Origin of the sequence: Amycolatopsis sp. lyj-346, assembly GCF_046548975.1 — a bacterium.
Lineage (GTDB): Bacteria > Actinomycetota > Actinomycetes > Mycobacteriales > Pseudonocardiaceae > Amycolatopsis.
Window position 1 is genome coordinate 180294 of sequence record NZ_JAJPWT010000006.1, and the last position, 18266, is coordinate 198559.

General features: G+C 74.4%; 1 protein-coding gene. It reads left to right on the plus strand.

Annotated features, from left to right (window positions below; genetic code table 11):
- The first annotated feature begins 496 nt into the window (after positions 1 to 496).
- Positions 497 to 18265 (plus strand): non-ribosomal peptide synthase/polyketide synthase, encoded by a 17769-nt coding sequence (locus tag ACLJQE_RS20925; protein ID WP_410640976.1) that lies wholly within the window; start codon positions 497 to 499, stop codon positions 18263 to 18265.
- The last annotated feature ends 1 nt before the right edge of the window (position 18266 follow it).

The window sequence follows — 18266 nt, forward strand, 5'->3', positions numbered from 1 at the left end:
TGTACTACTCGCTGTCTGGGCAAACCTCCGCGATTTTCGAACATTTTTGCCAATGCTCCGTTCGGCGGTACGAGTAGGGCGTCCACTGGGTAGCGTGAGGCCAATCCGGCTGGTCTTGGGGGTACTCGACTGCCGGGTGACCGACCTGTTGCACGAAGAACGCTGGTTGTCGCGAGCGTTCGGCGGTCGCTGGTGCCCAATCGGCGCGGCGGGGGTGCCGTCGAAATCGGAACAGTTTCCGGGAGTTGCCACGCGGCTGTCAGGTGGAAAGGATCAATGTGTCTCGCGCTCGTTCCAGCATGTTCGCCCGGTGTGTGGCACGCCGGGCCGATTTGTTGAACGAGTGGCAAAAAGCCGGCGGCCGCGGCGGGAGCAATGCCCGGATCCGGTCGCGGTTTCTCGCGAATTCCCTGGTCGCGGGCCCCAGCTGTGTGTTCTCTCCCAGCGCCCGGACGGCCCTGCGCTGACCTCACCCCGTGCTCGAAAGGCTCTCGCAATGCCGCGATACGACGTCTCGGTTCCTGCCGCCGACGACGACAGATCGGTACCCGCGCGTACCCTCGCCGGGCTGTTCCAGGCCCAAGCCGCTCGCACCCCCGCGGAACCCGCGCTGACCGGCGACGGCGGCACGCTGACCTACGCGGCGGTGAACACGCGGGCGAACCGGCTGGCGCGGTTGCTGATCCGGCACGGCGCCGGCCCGGAAACCGTCGTCGCGCTGGTCCTGCCGCGGTCGGCCGACCTCGTCGTCGCGCAGCTGGCGGCGGCCAAGGCAGGCGCCGCCTTCCTGCCCGTCGACCCCGACCAGCCCGCCGAGCGGCTGGCCTTCGTGCTCGCCGACGCGCGGCCGGTGCTCGTCGTGAAGCGCGCCGCCGTGACAGGCGCCGGTGAGGCGGCCACGCTCGACCTCGGCGAACCCGGCCTGCTCGACGGCCTGCCCGGCGACGACCTCACCGACGCCGACCGGACGCGCCCGCTGCACGTCGACCACCCGGCGTACCTCATCTACACGTCCGGCTCGACCGGCGTGCCCAAGGGCGTGCTCGTCACCCACCGCGGCCTGGCCGGGTTCTTCGCCGCGACGCGGGAACGGTACGACGTGCGGCCCGGCGACCGGGTCCTGGAGTTCTCCTCGCCGAGTTTCGACGCGTCGATCCTCGAGCTCGGCATGGCGCTGCCGCACGGGGCGGCGCTGGTCGTGCCCCCGCCCGGCCCGCTGCTGGGCGACCGGCTCGCCGAGGTGCTGGCCGGGCACGAGGTGACCCACGCGCTCATCCCGCCCGTCGCGCTGGCGACGCTGTCCGCCGAGCACGCCGCCGCGCTGCCGGCCTTCCGCACCGTGATCGTCGGCGGGGACGCCTGCCCGCCCGAACTGGTCCGGACCTGGGCCCCCGGGCGCCGGATGATCAACTCCTACGGCCCCACCGAGTTCACCGTCGTGGCCACCTGGAGCGACCCGCTGGTCCCCGGGGGCACGCCCCCGATCGGGCGTCCGCTGCCGGACGCCACCGCGTACGTGCTCGACGAGGCGCTGCGCCCGGCCGCCACCGGGGAGCTCTACCTCTCCGGCCCCGGGCTGGCCCGCGGCTACCTCGACCGGCCGGGGCTGACCGCGAGCCGGTTCGTCGCCGATCCGTTCGGCGAGCCAGGTGCCCGGATGTACCGGACCGGCGACGTCGTCCGCAGCACCGCGAACGGCGAGCTGGAGTTCGTCGGGCGGGCCGACCACCAGGTCAAGATCCGCGGGTTCCGGATCGAGCCCGGCGAGATCGAAGCGCTGCTGCTGAGCCGCGCGGACGTCCGGGAGGCGGTCGTCGCCGCCCGCGAGGACCGGCCCGGCGTCAAGCGCCTGGTGGCCTACGTCGTCGGCGACGCCGATCCGGCGGACCTGCGCGCCGCCGCGGCCGACCGGCTGCCGCCGTACATGGTGCCGGCCGCGTTCGTCCCGCTCGAGCGGATGCCCTTGACCCACCACGGCAAGCTCGACCGCGACGCGCTGCCCGAACCCGATTGGCAGGCCCAGGTCCGGGCCGCCCACACCGCGCCCCGGACCCCGGCCGAGCAGGCGCTCGCCGAGATCTGGGCCGACGTGCTCGGCGTGCCGGACATCGGCGTCGACGCGGACTTCTTCGAACTCGGCGGGGACTCCATCCTCGGGGCGCGGGCGCTCGCCCGGATCCGCGCCCGCTTCGGCGCCGAGCTGTCCCCGCGGGTGGTGTTCGACGCCCGCACCATCGCGAAGCTCGCCGAGCTGCTGCCGGCTCGATCCAGTGCCCCGGCCGGCCGGATCGAGCCAGCGTCCCACGACGCCGTCGTGCCGCTCTCGCCGGTCCAGCGCCGCCTCTGGGTGCTCGACCAGCAGCACCCCGGCAGCACGGAATACAACGCCGGTGTCGGCCTCACCCTCTCCGGCCCGCTGGACCGCGAGGCCCTGCGCGCCGCACTGGACGGGCTGGCCGCGCGGCACGAGCCGCTGCGGACGACGTTCCGGACCGTCGACGGCGAAGGCGTCCAGGTCGTCGCCGCCGAGGGGACCATCCCGCTCCGCGAAGCCGACGCCGAGCCGGACCTCGACGCGCAGCTCGCCGCCGAACTGGACCGCCCCTTCGACCTGGCCGCCGGGCCGCTCACGCGCGCCACGCTGATCCGCCGCGGCCCGGAGGAACACCTGCTCCTGCTGTGCCAGCACCACATCGTCACCGACGGCTGGTCGGTGGGCCTGCTCGTCGACGAGCTCGCCACGCTCTACGCGGGGGAGAAGCCCGCGCCACTGGACATCGGCTACCGCGACTACTCCCGGTGGCACCGCGACCGGCTGGCCGGGCCGGTGCGCGACCGGCAGCTGGCGTACTGGCGCACGCAGCTCGCCGGCCTCGAACCGCTGGACCTGCCCACCGACCGGCCGCGCCCGCCCGTCCGCGGCACCGAAGGCGCGATCCGCCGGTACGCACTTCCCGCGGACCTGGCCGGGAAGCTCGCCGAGCTGGGGCACGACACCGGCGCGACGCTGTTCACGACGCTGACCGCGATCGTCCAGGTGCTGCTGGCCCGCTACACCGGGCAGGACGACGTCGCCGTCGGCACCGCGGTGTCCGGCCGCGACCACGACCAGCTCGAACGGCTCGCCGGGTTCTTCGTCAACACCCTCGTGCTGCGGTCCGCGGTCGACCCCGCGGAGCCGTTCGACGCCTTCCTCGGCCGGGTCAAGGAAACGACGCTGGCGGCCTTCGCCGCCGCCGAAGTGCCCTTCGACCAGGTCGTCGACGACCTGCGGCCGGCCCGCGACCCGAGCCGGACCCCGCTGGTGCAGGTCCTGCTGGTGCTGCAGCAGGACCTCGTCCGGCCCCGGGAGGCGGGCGCCCTCCGCATGGGCGAGCACGATCTGCCCCGCCCCCGGGCCCGGTTCGACCTCGTGCTGGAGTTCCGGCCGCAGGGCCGGAGTTTCGCGATCGAGTACGACACCGCGCTCTTCGACGCCGCGACGATCGACCGCTTCGCCGGGCACCTGCGCGTGCTGGCGGAGGCGGTGGTCGCCGAGCCGCACCTGCCGGTGGCCGAACTGCCGCTCATGGGCCACGCCGAACTGGCCCACCTGCGCGACCTGTCCCGCGGGCCGGAGCTCGAAGCGCCGGAAGCCACGCTGCCGCAGCTGTTCGAGGCGCAGGCGGCCCGCACGCCGGACGCGGTCGCCGTCGTCTGCGAGGACCGCTCGCTCACCTACGCCGAGCTCGACGAGCAGGCCAACCGGCTGGCCCGGGTCCTGGCCGAGCGGGGAGCCGCCCCCGAGCGGTTCGTCGCCGTCTCCCTGCCGCGCACGGAACGCATCCTGGTGGCCCTGCTCGGTGTGCTGAAGTCCGGCGCCGCCTACCTCCCGGTCGACCCGGCCTACCCGGCCGACCGGCAGGAACTGATCCTCGACGACGCCGGCCCGGCCCTGCTGCTCACCCCGGACGGCCGCGGCCCCGGGTCCGTGCCCGCCCTCGCGTTCGACGACCCGGCCCTGCTCGACGGCCGGTCCCCGGACCCGCTCGCCCGCGCCACGAACCCGGACCACCCCGCCTACGTGATCCACACGTCCGGCTCGACCGGCCGCCCCAAGGGTGTCGTGGTCGCCCACCGCAGCGCCGCGAACCTGATGGCCTGGGCGGCAACCGGCTTCCGGGACGTCTTCCGGCCCGGGTCCACAGTGGTCGCTTCGACGTCGCTCAACTTCGACGTCTCGGTGTTCGAGATCTTCGCGCCGCTGATGACCGGCGCCACCGTGGAGATCGTCCGGGACGTGCTGGCCCTCGGGGAAGGCGAGCACACCGGCCGTCCGGTCGGCCTGGTCAGCGGCGTGCCGTCGGCGTTCGCCCAGCTGCTGGCCCAGGGCGCGGTGTCGGTGCGGCCGTCCACTGTGGTCCTGGCCGGCGAGGCGCTGACGCTGCACGCGCTGCACGACATCCGGAAAGCGTTGCCCGGCAGCCGGGTCGCCAACATCTACGGGCCCACCGAGTCCACTGTGTACGCCACCGCGTGGTACCACGACACCGACCGCCCGCCGCCGATCGGCCGCCCGATCGCCGGCATCCGCGCGTACGTCCTGGACCGCGGGATGCGGCCGGTGCCCGTCGGCGTGCCCGGCGAACTCCACCTCGGCGGTGCCGGGGTGGCCCGCGGCTACCTCGGCCGGCCGGGCCTGACCGCGGGCCGGTTCGTGGCCGACCCCTTCGCCGGGCCGGGCGCCCGGATGTACCGGACCGGCGACGTCGTGCGGTGGACCGCCCGCGGCGAGCTGGAGTACCTGGGCCGCGCCGACGACCAGGTCAAGATCCGCGGCTTCCGGATCGAGCCCGGCGAGGTGGCGGCCGCACTGCGGAAGCACCCGGACGTCACCGAGGCGGTGGTGGTCGCGCGCACCGATGCCGGGCACCAGCGGCTGGTTGCCTACGTCGTGCCCGAGGCACCCGCCGGCCTGCGGGAGTTCCTCGCCGCCTCGCTGCCGGCCCACCTGGTGCCCGCGGCGTTCGTCCCGCTGCAGCGGCTGCCGCTCAACCCCAGCGGCAAGCTCGACCGGCGTGCCCTGCCCGCGCCGGACTGGACCGGCGGCACCACCCGCGTCGCGCCGCGCACCGAGACCGAACGGCTCCTCGCCGCCATCTGGGCCGACGCGCTGGGGCTGCCCGAAGTCGGCGTCGAGGACAACTTCTTCGAGCTCGGCGGCGACTCGATCCTCAGCATCCGGCTGGTGTCCGAGGCGGCCAAGGCCGGCCTGCGGATCACCACCAAGGACGTCTTCCGGCACCAGACGATCGCCGCGCTCGCCGCGGCGGCGGGGGTGGCCGAGCCCGCGGCCGTGGCCGAGCGGCCCGCGGCGACCGGCGAGGTGGTCGTCACCCCGATCCAGCACTGGTTCCTCGACACCGGCCCGGCCGACCCGGACCACTTCGTCCAGCAGCTGAGTGTCCGGCTCGCCGACGACGTCGACGCAGACCGCCTGCGCGCGGCCGTGAACACGGTCGCCGCCCACCACGACGCCCTCCGGCTGCGCTTCCGGCGCACCGACGGCGGCTGGACGCAGTTCCACGCCGAGCCCGGCGAGGCCGACGTCTTCGGCGCGGAGATCGACATCGAACACGGCCCGCTGGTGAGTGCCGAGCTCACCGGCACGACGCTGCGCCTGGCCGTGCACCACCTGGCGGTGGACGGCGTCTCGTGGCGGATCCTCCTGGAGGACGTCGAACACGCCTACCACGGGCGCGGCCTGGCCGCCCGGACGACGTCCTTCCAGGAGTGGGCCGATCGGCTCGCCGTCCACTCCTTCGACGGCGACCTCCCGTACTGGCGGGCGGTCACGGGGGCCCAGATCCCGCTGGACACCGACGGCGTCAACACGGTGGCGAGCACCCGCACGGTGACCACCCGGCTGGACGCCGAGCTGACCCGGGCGCTGCTGCAGGACGTCCCGGGCGTCTACCGCACCCAGGTCAACGACGTGCTGCTGGCCGCGCTCGGCGGGGCCCTGCGCCGCTGGAGCGGTGCCGGGCGCGTGCTCGTCGACCTCGAAGGCCACGGGCGCGAAGACCTGTTTGACGGCGTCGACCTGTCCCGCACGGTCGGCTGGTTCACGTCGATGTTCCCCGTCGCGCTCGACGCGGCCGGCAGCGACATCGCGACCCTGCTCAAGTCCGTCAAGGAGCAGCTGCGCGCGATCCCGGCCCGTGGCCTGTCCTACGGCGTGCTGAGGTACCTCGCCGGGACCGCCCCCGCGGTGACGCCCCGGCTCAGCTTCAACTACCTCGGCCGCTTCGAGGTCGAGGGTGAGCTCTACCGCGGGCTCGAGCGGGAGCTGGAACTTTCGCAGCACCCCGCGGACGTCCGCGCGCACGCCGTCGACGTCGTGGCCCGGGTCACCGAAGGCCGCCTGGAGATCACCTGGTTCTACTCGGAGCAGCTCCACGCGGAAGCCACGATCCGCGCCGTCGCCGACGACCTCGTCCACGGGCTCGCCGGGATCGCCGCGCACTGCACCGGACCGGGCGCCGGCGGCCGCACGCCGTCGGACTTCCCCCTGGCCGCGCTCGACCAGGCCGCGGTGGACCGGCTGGCCGGCGACGGCCGCGACGTCGAGGACATCTACCCGCTCACCCCGGCCCAGGCCGGCATGCTCTTCCACCGGCTCACCGGTGGCGGCCGCCACGCCTACCTCCAGCAGGTGACGTTCGTGCTGGGCGACGCCCCCGACCCCGAAGCGCTGGGCCGTGCCTGGCAGCGGGTGGTGGACCGGACGCCGGTCCTGCGCACCCGGGTGGTCTGGGACGGCCTCGACGCCCCGGTGCAGGTGGTCCACCGGCAGGTCACCCTGCCCGTCGAGTACCAGGACTGGACGACCGGACCGGTGGACCTCGACGCCGTGCTGGCGGCCGACCGGGACGAAGGCCTCGACCTGGGCGAGCTCCCGCTGATGCGGCTGCTGCTCGCGCGCGTCTCGGCGACCGAGGTCCGCGTGGTCTGGACGTTCCACCACCTGCTGCTCGACGGCTGGAGCCTCTTCCAGGTGCTCTCCGACGTCGCGGCGGCGCACGCCGGGCGCCCGCTGCCGGCCCGCCGCCCCTTCCGCGACCACGTCCGGTGGCTGTCCGAACAGGACGAGCCGGCGGCCGAGAACTACTGGCGGGCCCGGCTTTCCGGACGGCCGGAGCCGGCCAGGCTGCGCACCGACCGCGTCCCCGGCGGGCACCCGGTCGAGTCGACGGCCTCGCTGCGGATCGAGCTGCCCGCCGGGCCGCTGCGCACCGCCGCGCAGCGGCACGGGCTGACCCTCAACACGCTCGTCCAGGGTGCCTGGGCGGTGCTGCTGGCCCGCCACACCGGGCGGCCCGAGGTCTGCTTCGGCACCACGGTCGCCGGGCGGCCCGCCGAGCTGCCCGGGGCCGGCGAGATCACCGGCATGTTCATCACCACGCTGCCGGTCGTCGCCGACGTCGACGAGCGGGCCGTCGCCGCCGGCTGGCTGCGCGAGCTCCAGGACGCCCAGGCCGAGGCGCGGCGGTTCGACCACCTTTCCCTGGCGCGCCTGCAGAGCTGGGGCGGGGAGTTCGACACGCTGCTCGTGTTCGAGAACTACCCGGTCACCGCGGAGCTCGGGCTGCGCGACCTGCGCGGCGTGGAGACGACCAACTACCCGCTCTGCGTCGTCGCCTACCCCGGCGAGGAGCGCCTGGAGTTCCTGTTCGGGTACGACCCCGCGCTGTTCGACGCGGAGACGATCGCCGGGTTCGCCGGGCACCTGCAAACCCTGCTGTCCGAGTTCGCGACCCGGCCGCACGAGCCGCTCGCCCGGCTGCGCATGCTCACCGATGCCGAACACCGCGAGGTCGTGGCGCGGTGGAACGACACCGCGCAGGACCACCCGGACGCGACCGTGCCGTCGCTGTTCGCCGAGCAGGTCCGCCGCACCCCGGACGCGGTCGCCGTCACCGGCGGGGAAACCCTGACCTACGCGGAGCTGGACGCCCGGGCGAACCGGCTGGCCTGCCGCCTGCTCGACCTCGGAGCACCCCGGGACGGCGTGGTGGGCCTGCTGCTCGGCCGCTCGGCCGACGTCGTCGTCGCCGAACTCGCGGTGCTCAAGGCCGGCGGTGCGTACCTGCCGCTGGACGCCCGCGCGCCCCGGAGCCGCCTGACGGCACTGCTGGACGGCGTGCGCGTGGTGGTCACCGACGACGCCGGCCTGGCGCTCGCCCAGGATGTCCACAGTGGACCGACGGTGTCGATCGACCGGCTCGGCGACGAGCCGTCCGCGGCGCCGGAGGTGGCGATCCGGCCGGAGAACCTGGCGTACGTCATGTACACCTCGGGTTCGACGGGGACCCCCAAGGGCGTGGCGGTCAGCCACCGGGCCGTCGTCGCCCTGGCGCGGGAGCGGTCCTTCGCCGTCCCCGCGCACCGGACCGTGCTCATGCACTCCGCGCTGGCGTTCGACGCGTCGACCTACGAGATGTGGGTGCCGCTGCTGAGCGGCGGCCGCGTCGTCGTCGCGCCGCGGGGCGACCTGGACGCCGACGTGCTGCGCCGGGTCGTCGCCGCGCACGGGGTGACCGCGCTGTTCCTGACGGCGGGACTGTTCCGGGTGCTGGCGCAGGAGGACCCCACCTGCCTGCGCGGCGTCCGGGAAGTGTGGACCGGCGGCGAAGTCGTGCCGCCGGCCGCGGTGCGCCAGCTGGCGGCCGCCTGCCCCGGCCTGACCGTGGTGGACGTCTACGGCCCCACCGAAACCACGACCTTCGCCACCCGGTTCCCCCTGCCGCCGGGCGAGCCGGTGCCGGACGTGCTGCCGATCGGCCGTCCGCTGGACGACACGGCCGCCTACGTCCTCGACCACGGGCTGCGGCCGGTGCCGCCGGGCGCCGTCGGCGAGCTGTACCTGGCCGGCACCGGGCTGGCCCGTGGCTACCTCGGGCAGCCGGGGCTGACGGCCGAACGGTTCCTGGCCGATCCCTTCGGCGCGCCCGGGGCGCGGATGTACCGGACCGGGGACCTCGTCCGCTGGTCCGGCGGCTCGCTTTCAGGGGGTCCGGGTGGCGAAGCCCCCGGCCCGGGGCGAAGCCCCGGTAGTCACGCAGCGGTGCTGGAGTTCGTCGGCCGCGCCGACGACCAGGTGAAGATCCGCGGCTTCCGCGTGGAACTCGGCGAGATCGAGACCGCGCTGACCAGCCACCCGGACGTCGCCGAGGCCGTCGTCGTCGCGGCCGAGCACGGCGGGAGCAAGCGGCTGGTCGCCTACGTCGTCGCGACCGGGACACCGGACCTGCGCGAGTACCTGCTGCGCTCGCTGCCGGACTACCTCGTCCCGGCCGTGTTCGTGCCGCTCGCGGCCCTGCCGCTCAACCAGAACGGGAAGGTCGACCGCCGGGCACTGCCCGCGCCCGACTTCGTTTCCGGGCTCGGGTACCGCGAACCCGCCACCGACGCCGAGCGGCTGCTCGCCGGCATCTGGGCCGAAGTGCTGCGGGCGGACCGGGTCGGCGCCGACGACAACTTCTTCGAGCTCGGCGGCGACTCGATCCTGAGCATCCAGGTGGTCTCCCGTGCTCGCCGGGCCGGCCTCGACCTGATGCCCGGCCAGGTGTTCGACCACCCGACCGTCGCCGCGCTCGCCCTCGCCGCCGCCCCGGCGGCCCCGGCCGCGGTCGCCGATGTCGAACCGGTCACCGGGGAGATGCCGCTGACGCCGGTGCAGCACTGGTACCTCGACCCGCGGCCGGTGCACCCCGGGCAGTTCGTCCAGTCCGTTTCGGTGGAGCTGCCCGCCCCGCCGGACCCGGCCGTGCTGCGCCGCGCGCTGCACGATCTCCAGCTGCACCACGACGCCCTGCGGCTGCGGTTCACCCCCGACGGCCAGCACCACGCGCCCGACGCCCAGGACGTCCTCGGCGCCACCATCGACCTGGAACGGGGACCGCTGCTGCGGGCCGAACTGTCCGGCACCACGCTGACGCTCGAAGCACACCACCTCGTCGTCGACGGCGTGTCGTGGCGGATCCTCCTGGAAGACCTGCACACCCTCCTGGACAGCGGCGAGCTCCCGGCCCGGACGACGTCCTTCCGGGACTGGGCACGCACCTTGACCAGCCACACGGCCGACGGCTTCTTCGACGACGAACTCGCCCACTGGACCGCGATCGACGCCGACCCGGCCCTGCCGGTCGACGCGACCGGCGACAACACCTACGGCTCGGCCCGCTCGGTGGTCGTGCGGCTGCCCGCGGCGGAGACCCGCGCGGTGCTGCACGACGTGCCGGGGGCGTACCGGACGCAGGTCAACGACGTCCTGCTGACCGCGCTCGGCCGGGTCCTGGCCGACTGGACGGGCCGCGACCGCGTCCTCGTCGACCTCGAAGGCCACGGGCGGGAAGACCTGTTCCCCGGCATCGACCTCTCCCGGACCGTCGGCTGGTTCACGTCGATCTTCCCGGTCGAGCTCACCTCGTCCGGCGCGGACTGGGGCGAAGCCCTGAAGACGACGAAGGAACGGCTCCGCGCGATCCCGCGCCGGGGCATCGGGTACGGCGCCCTGCGCCACCTCGCCGGCACCGCCCCGCGCCTCGAACCCCGGATCAGCTTCAACTACCTCGGCCGCTTCGACCACGGCGGCGGGCTGGGCGGTGCGGCGCACCCCGAACAGACCCGCGCGCACCAGCTCGACGTCGTCGGCGCGGTCGTCGGCGACGAGCTCGAACTGACCTGGCACCACTCCACCGGCGTCCACACCGAAGCCACCGTGCGCCGGCTGGCCGACGCGCTCCTCGCGGCGCTGAGCGGGATCGCCGGGCACTGCGCCCGGCCGGACGCCGGCGGCCGCACGCCGTCGGACTTCCCGCTGGCCCGGCTCGACCAGGCCGCGGTGGACCGCCTCGCCGGCACCGGCCGGACGGTCGAGGACATCTACCCGCTCACCCCGATGCAGGCGGGCATGGTCTTCCACAGCCTCGTCGACGGCGCGGCCGGGACCTACCTCAACCAGGTGCGGCTGCGGCTGACCGGCATCACCGACCCCGGACGCCTGGCCCGCGCGTGGCAGCAGGTCGTCGCCGACACGCCGGTGCTGCGCACCCGGGTCGTCTGGGAAGGCCTCGACGAACCGGTGCAGGTCGTCGAGCGGTCCGTCACTGTCCCGGTCGTCCACCTCGACTGGACGGCACTGGACGGCGACGAGCGCGCCCGCGAACAGGACCGGTTCCTCGAAGCCGACCGCGCACAGGGGTTCGACCTGGCGGCCGCGCCGCTGCTGCGGCTGGCGTTCGCCCGGCTGCCCGGCGGCGACGTCCTGCTGGTGTGGACGTTCCACCACGTCCTGCTCGACGGCTGGAGCGCCGCCCAGGTGTTCGGCGAGGTGTGCGCCCGATACGCCGGTGCCGCCGTCGCGGGCCGGCGCCCGCCGTTCCGCGAGTACCTGCGCTGGCTCGGCGAGCAGGACACCGCGGCCGCCGAGACACACTGGCGCGAGCAGCTCGCGGGCCTGCGGATGCCGACGCCGCTGCCCTACGACCGCCGCCCGGTGGAAGCGCACCGGGCGCGGTCCGCGGCGTCGGTCCGGGTGTCGGCACCCGCCGACGGCCTGCGTGAGCTGGCCCGGCGCGCCGGCCTGACGCTCAACACGATCGTCCAGGGCGCCTGGGGGCTCGTGCTTTCCCGCTACAGCGGGGAATCCGACGTCGTCTTCGGCACCACCGTGTCCGGGCGGCCCGCCGACCTGCCGGGCGTCGAGTCGATGGCGGGGCTGTTCATCAACACCCTGCCCGCGCCGGTGAGCGTCCACGACGGGCTCACCGTGGCGGACTGGCTGCGCGAGCTGCAGACGGCCCAGGCCCGCGCGCGCCGGTTCGGCTTCGTGTCACTGGCCCAGCTGCAGGGCTGGGCGGGCGGCAGCACGCTGTTCGACAGCATCCTGGTCTTCGAGAACTACCCGTTCGACACCGAGGCCGTGGCCGCGCACGGGATCGGCCTGCACGAGGAAGGCGAGCTGCAGCCGACCAACTACCCGCTCAGCGTGGTCGTCACGCCCGGGGAGCGGCTGGCCGTGTCGTTCGACCACGACCCGGACCTGTTCGACCGGGCCACCATCGACCGGCTGGCCGGGCAGCTGCTGCTGGCGCTGGAGCGCATCGCCGCGAGCCCCGGAACGCGGGTCGGCGAGCTCGACCTGCTGACCGACGACGACCGCGAGCGCGTGCTGCGGACGTTCAACGCCACCGCGCACCCGGTGGCCGAGGCCACGGTGGTGAGCCGGTTCACCGACCAGGTCCGCCGGACCCCGGACGCTCCGGCGGTCGACGACCTGACCTACGCGGAGCTGAACGCCCGTGCCGACGGGCTCGCGCACCGGCTGATCGAGCTGGGTGTCCGGGCGGAGGACCGGGTGGGGCTGCTGCTGGAGCGGTCGGCCGACGTCGTCGTCGCCGAGCTGGCGGTGCTCAAGGCGGGGGCCGCGTACGTGCCGGTCGACCTGCGGGCCCCGGCGAACCGCATGCGGCTGGTCCTGGCCGAAGCGGGGGTCTCCGTGGTCATCGCGGAAGAGTCCTATCAGGACATCCACAGTGGACCGGTCGTCCGGGTGGCCGGGACGTGCCCGGCGGATGCGCCGGATGTCCCACTGCGGCCCGGAAACCTCGCGTACGTGATGTACACGTCCGGGTCGACCGGCAAGCCGAAGGGCGTGGCGGTGACCCACCGCGACATCGTGGCCCTGGCCTCGGACCGGTCGTTCACGGGCGAGGCACACCGGACCGTGCTGCTGCACTCGCCGCAGGCGTTCGACGCCTCCACCTACGAGGTGTGGGTGCCGCTGCTCAACGGCGGCCGGGTGGTCGTCGCCCCGCCCGGCGATGTGGACGCCGAGGTGCTGCGTGACGTCGTCACCCGGCAGGGAGTCAGTGCGCTGTGGCTGACCGCCGGGCTGTTCCGGCTGCTGGCACAGGAGGACCCTGGGTGCCTGCGAGGTCTCGGCGAGGTGTGGACCGGCGGGGACGTCGTGCCCGCCGCCGCGGTCCGCCAGGTGCGGGCCGCCTGCCCCGGGCTGACCGTCGTCGACGGCTACGGCCCCACCGAGACGACCACCTTCGCCAGCCGGTACTTCCTGGCTCCCGAAGCCACGGTCCCGGACGCGATGCCGATCGGGCGGCCGCTGGACAACATGGCCGCCTACGTCCTGGACGAGGGGTTGCGGCCGGTCCCGCCGGGCGTGACGGGGGAGCTGTTCGTCGCCGGTATGGGTGTGTCCCGCGGGTACCTCGGCCGGGCGGGGCTGACGGCGGAACGCTTTGTGGCCAATCCGTTCGGCGCGCCGGGCACGCGGATGTACCGCACTGGGGACGTCGTCCGCTGGTCCGGCGACGGCGTGCTGGAGTTCGTCGGCCGCGCGGACGACCAGGTGAAGATCCGTGGCTTCCGGATCGAGCTGGGCGAGATCGAGACGGCCTTGGCCGCGCACCCGGACGTCACCGAGGCCGTGGTCGTCGCGCGGGACCGGCGGCTGGCCGCCTACGTCGTCACGACCGGGAAGCCGGACCTGCGGGCGTGGCTGCAGCGGGAACTGCCCGACTACATGGTGCCGTCGGCTTTCGTCACCCTCGACGTGCTTCCCTTGAGCGCCAACGGGAAGGTCGACCGCCGGGCGCTCCCGGAACCCGCCGCGGCACCGGCGGCCGGGTACGTGCCGCCGCGGACGGACACCGAACGCGTGCTCGCCGAGGTCTGGGCCGACGTGCTCGGCGTGCCGGGCGTCGGCGTCGAGGACAACTTCTTCGAACTCGGCGGCGACTCGATCCTCAGCATCCAGGTCGTTTCCCGGGCCCGGCGCCACGGCCTGGCGCTCAGCCCGCGGGACCTGTTCGCCCACCAGACCGTCGCCGCGCTGGCCGTCGCGGCGGGCTCGGCCGCGGTCACCGCCGCCGAGCAGGGGCCGGTCACCGGCTTCGCTGCGCTGACCCCGATCCAGCTCTGGTTCTTCGCCGGAGACTTCGGTGACCCGAACGAATTCACCCAGTCGGTCCGGATCGAGCGAGCCGGGCCCTTCGACGTCGAGATGCTGCGTGCGGCGCTGGCCACCCTGGTCGAACACCACGACGCGCTGCGGATGCGGTTCACCGTCTGCGGCCAGGAAAACGCCCCGGCCGAACCGGCCGCCGAGCTCCTCGGCGCCGGGATCGACGTGGCCCGCGGGCCCCTGCTCACCGCCGAGCTGCTCGACCCGGCGACCCTGCGGCTGACCGTCAACCACCTCGTCGTCGACGGCGTTTCGTGGCGGATCCTCCTGGAGGACCTGGAAACCGCCTACCGCGGTGGCCCGCTGCCGCCGAAGACGACGTCGTTCCGCGACTGGGCCAACCGGCTCGCCGCGCACGCCGAGGCCGGCGGTTTCGACGACGAACTGCCGCACTGGCGCGAGGCGCTCGCCGTCGACGCCGCCCTGCCCGTCGACGGCGACGGCGACGGCGACGGCGGAGGCACCGGCACGGTCACCACCCGCCTGGACGCCGAGCTGACCCGGGCACTGCTGCAGGACGTCCCCGGCGTCTACCGGACGCAGGTCAACGACGTGCTGCTGGCCGCACTCGGCCGGGTGCTGGCCCGCTGGACCGGCCGCGACGGCGTGCTGATCGACCTGGAGGGCCACGGCCGCGAGGACCTGTTCGACGACGTCGACCTGTCCCGCACGGTCGGCTGGTTCACCTCGCTGTACCCGGTCGCACTGCGGATCGACGGCGACTGGGGCGCGCTGCTCAAGTCGGTGAAGGAACAGCTGCGTGCCGTGCCCCGCCGGGGCGTGGGCTTCGGCGCGCTGCGGTACCTGACCGGGACCGCGCCCGCGCTCCGGCCCGAGATCAGCTTCAACTACCTGGGCCGCCTCGACGGCGCCGCCGGCAGCCTCGACTCCGCGGTCGGCGACGGCGCGGGCCGGGCGCACCTGCTCGACGTCGTCGGCCGGGTGGACCGGGAGGCACTGGAACTGACCTGGTACTACTCGCGCGACACGCACACCGCCGCCACGGTCGAGAAGCTGGCCGCGGAACTGGTGGCCGCCCTCGGCGAAGCCGTCGCGCACTGCGCCGAGCCCGGCGCGGGCGGCCGCACGCCGAGCGACTTCCCGCTGTCCAGGCTGGACCAGCGGCGGGTGGACCGGATCGCCGGCGACGGCCGCGGCGTGACCGACATCCACCCGCTGACCCCGATGCAGGCGGGCATGGTCTTCCACGGGCTTTCCCAGGAATCCCAAGGCGTCTACTTCGAACAGGTCACCGCCGTCCTGGACGGCGTCACCGAGCCGCGGGTGCTGGGCGAAGCCTGGCAGTACGTGGTCGACCGGACGCCGGTGCTGCGCGGCGGTGTCGTCTGGGAGGACGTCCCCGAGCCGCTGCTCGTGGTGCACCGCGCGGCGCGGGTCCCGGTCACCGAACTCGACTGGCGGGACCGCGACCGCGAGGAAGCCCTGCGCGAACTGCTCGCGAGCGACCGCGCCGAACCGTTCGACCTGGCGGCCGCACCGCTGCTGCGGGTCACCGTGGCCCGGCTGCCGGACGACGCCGTCCAGCTCGTCTGGACGTTCCACCACGTCCTGCTCGACGGCTGGAGCGTCTTCCAGGTGCTCTCCGACGTCTGCACCGCCTACGCGGCCCTGCGTGACGGCACGCCGCCCGCCCTGCCGCACCGGCGCCCGTTCGGGGACTACGTCACGTGGCTGAGCGCCCAGACCGCCGACGGCGCCGAAGAATACTGGCGCCGCGAACTCGCCGACGTCACCGAGCCGACGCCGCTGCCGTACGACCGGATCCCCGCGTCCGCTCACGAATCGAGCTCGTCGACGTGGGTCGGGCGCGACCTCGGCGAGGCGGCGACCGCCCGGCTCGCGGCGTTCGCCCGGCGCGAGCGGCTCACCGTCAACGCCGTCGTGCAGGGCGCGTGGGCCCTCCTGCTGGCGCGGCACAGCGGCCAGGACGACGTCTGCTTCGGCGCGACGGTGTCCGGCCGCCCGGCCGGGCTGGCCGGCGTCGACGACATCACCGGCATCTTCATCAACACCCTGCCCGTGCGGGTCACCGCCGACCCGGCGGCCCCGGTCGCCGGCTGGCTGCGCGGCCTGCAGACCGCGCAGGCGGAATCGCGCCGGTTCGAGCACGTGCCGCTGACCGCGGTACAGGCCTGGAGCGGGGTCGAGGGCGGCCGGAACCTGTTCGACAGCCTCGTGGTGTTCGAGAACTACCCGGTCACCGCCAATGATGCAGCTGCCCCCGGCGTGCGGCTGCGGGACCTGCAGGCGATGGAGACGACCAACTACCCGCTCAGCGTCGTGGCCGCACCCGGCCCGCGCCTGTCGCTCGGCTTGGGCTACGACCCGGCGCTGTTCGACGAGGCGACGATCCGGCGGCTGGCCCGCCGGCTCGAACACCTCCTGGAAGCGATCGCCGAAGACCCGGCCCGGCCGCTGCGGGAGTTCGACGTCCTCGACGCCGAGGAACGCGACCAGGTCCTGGTGGCGTTCAACGACACCGGCCACGAAGTCCCGCCGGTCACCCTCACCGAGCTGATCGAGGCCCAGGCGGCTCGCACGCCCGAAGCCGTCGCGGTGGTTTCCCGCGACGAACGGCTCACCTTCGCCGAGCTCGACGCCCGCGCCGACCGGCTGGCCCGGCTGCTGGCCGCGCGCGGTGCCGGGCCCGAGCGGATCGTCGCGCTCGCCCTGGGGCGCTCGGTGGAGATCGTCGTCGCGCAGCTGGCCGTGCTGAAGACCGGCGCCGCCTACCTGCCGGTCGACCCGGACTACCCCGCCGAGCGGATCGCGTTCATGCTCGCCGACGCGAAGCCGGTCGTCGTGGTGACCAAACCGGGGACGCCGCTGCCGGTGGCCGACGTGCTCGTCCTCGACGGCTCGGAGACCCACAGCCCGGCCGGCCCGCTCGCCCGTTCGGTGTCGCCGGCCGCGCCGGCGTACGTCATTTACACCTCGGGCTCGACCGGGACCCCCAAGGGCGTCGTCGTCACCCACGCCGGCCTGGCGAGCTTCTCCGGCGCCGAGATCGCCCACTTCGACGTCCGGCCGGGCGATCGCGTGCTGCAGTTCTCGTCGCCGAGTTTCGACGCGTCGGTGCTGGAACTGTGCATGGCACTGCCCGCGGGGGCCGCGCTGGTCGTGCCGCCACCCGGGCCGCTGCTCGGCGAGCACCTGGCCGCCGTGCTGCGCGACGAAGGCGTCACCCACGCGCTGATCCCGCCGGTGGCCATGGCGAGCGTGCCGGACGTCGACCTGCCCGCGTTCCGCACGCTGGTGGTCGGCGGCGAGGCCTGCCCGGCCGACCTGGTGGCCCGCTGGGCGCCGGGCCGCCGGATGGTCAACGCCTACGGGCCCACCGAGACCACGGTGGTGGCGACCTGGAGCGAACCCCTCGAACCCGGCGCGACCCCGCCGATCGGCCGCCCGATCCGCAACACCCGCGTCCGCGTCCTCGACGCCGCCCTCCGGCCGGTGCCGATCGGCGTCGCGGGGGAGCTGTACGTCTCCGGCGCCGGGCTCGCCCGCGGATACCTCGACCGGCCCGGGCTCACCGCCACGCGGTTCCTCGCCGATCCGTTCGGGGCGCCGGGGGAGCGGATGTACCGCACCGGCGACCTGGTGCGGTGGCGCGCCGACGGCACGCTGGAGTTCCTCGGCCGCGCCGACGACCAGGTCAAGATCCGCGGCTTCCGGATCGAGCCCGGCGAAATCGTGGCGGTGCTGCGCAAGCACCGGGAAGTCCGCGACGCCGCCGTCGTCGCGGACGGCGGGCGGCTGATCGCCTACGTGGTGGGCGAGCCGGGGATCGGGAACGGGCTGCGGGAGCACGCCGCCGCCGCCCTGCCCGCCCACTTCGTGCCCGCCGCGTTCGTCCGGCTCGACGCGCTTCCGTTGACGGCCAACGGAAAACTGGACCGGCGGGCCCTGCCCGCCCCGGCCGCGCCGGTGGAAAGCGCCGGGTACGCGGCCCCGGAAACCGAGACCGAGGAGGTGCTCGCCGCGATCTGGGCCGAGGCCCTCGACCTCGACCGGGTCGGCGTCGAGGACAACTTCTTCGCCCTCGGCGGCGATTCACTGCGCAGCCTGCAGATCACGTCGATGACGAAATCCGCCTTCGACGTCGAAATCACCCCCAAGGACGTGCTCACCGCCGGCACCGTGCTGGCGCTGGCGGAGCTCGTCGAAGAACGGGTCCTGCAGGACCTCGAACGGCTCGCCGCCGCCCAAGACCTCTGAA

Excerpts from the sequence above, each read along its gene's own strand:
- ACLJQE_RS20925 (WP_410640976.1), top strand. The coding sequence starts at position 497 with ATGCCGCGATACGACGTCTCGGTTCCTGCCGCCGACGACGACAGATCG.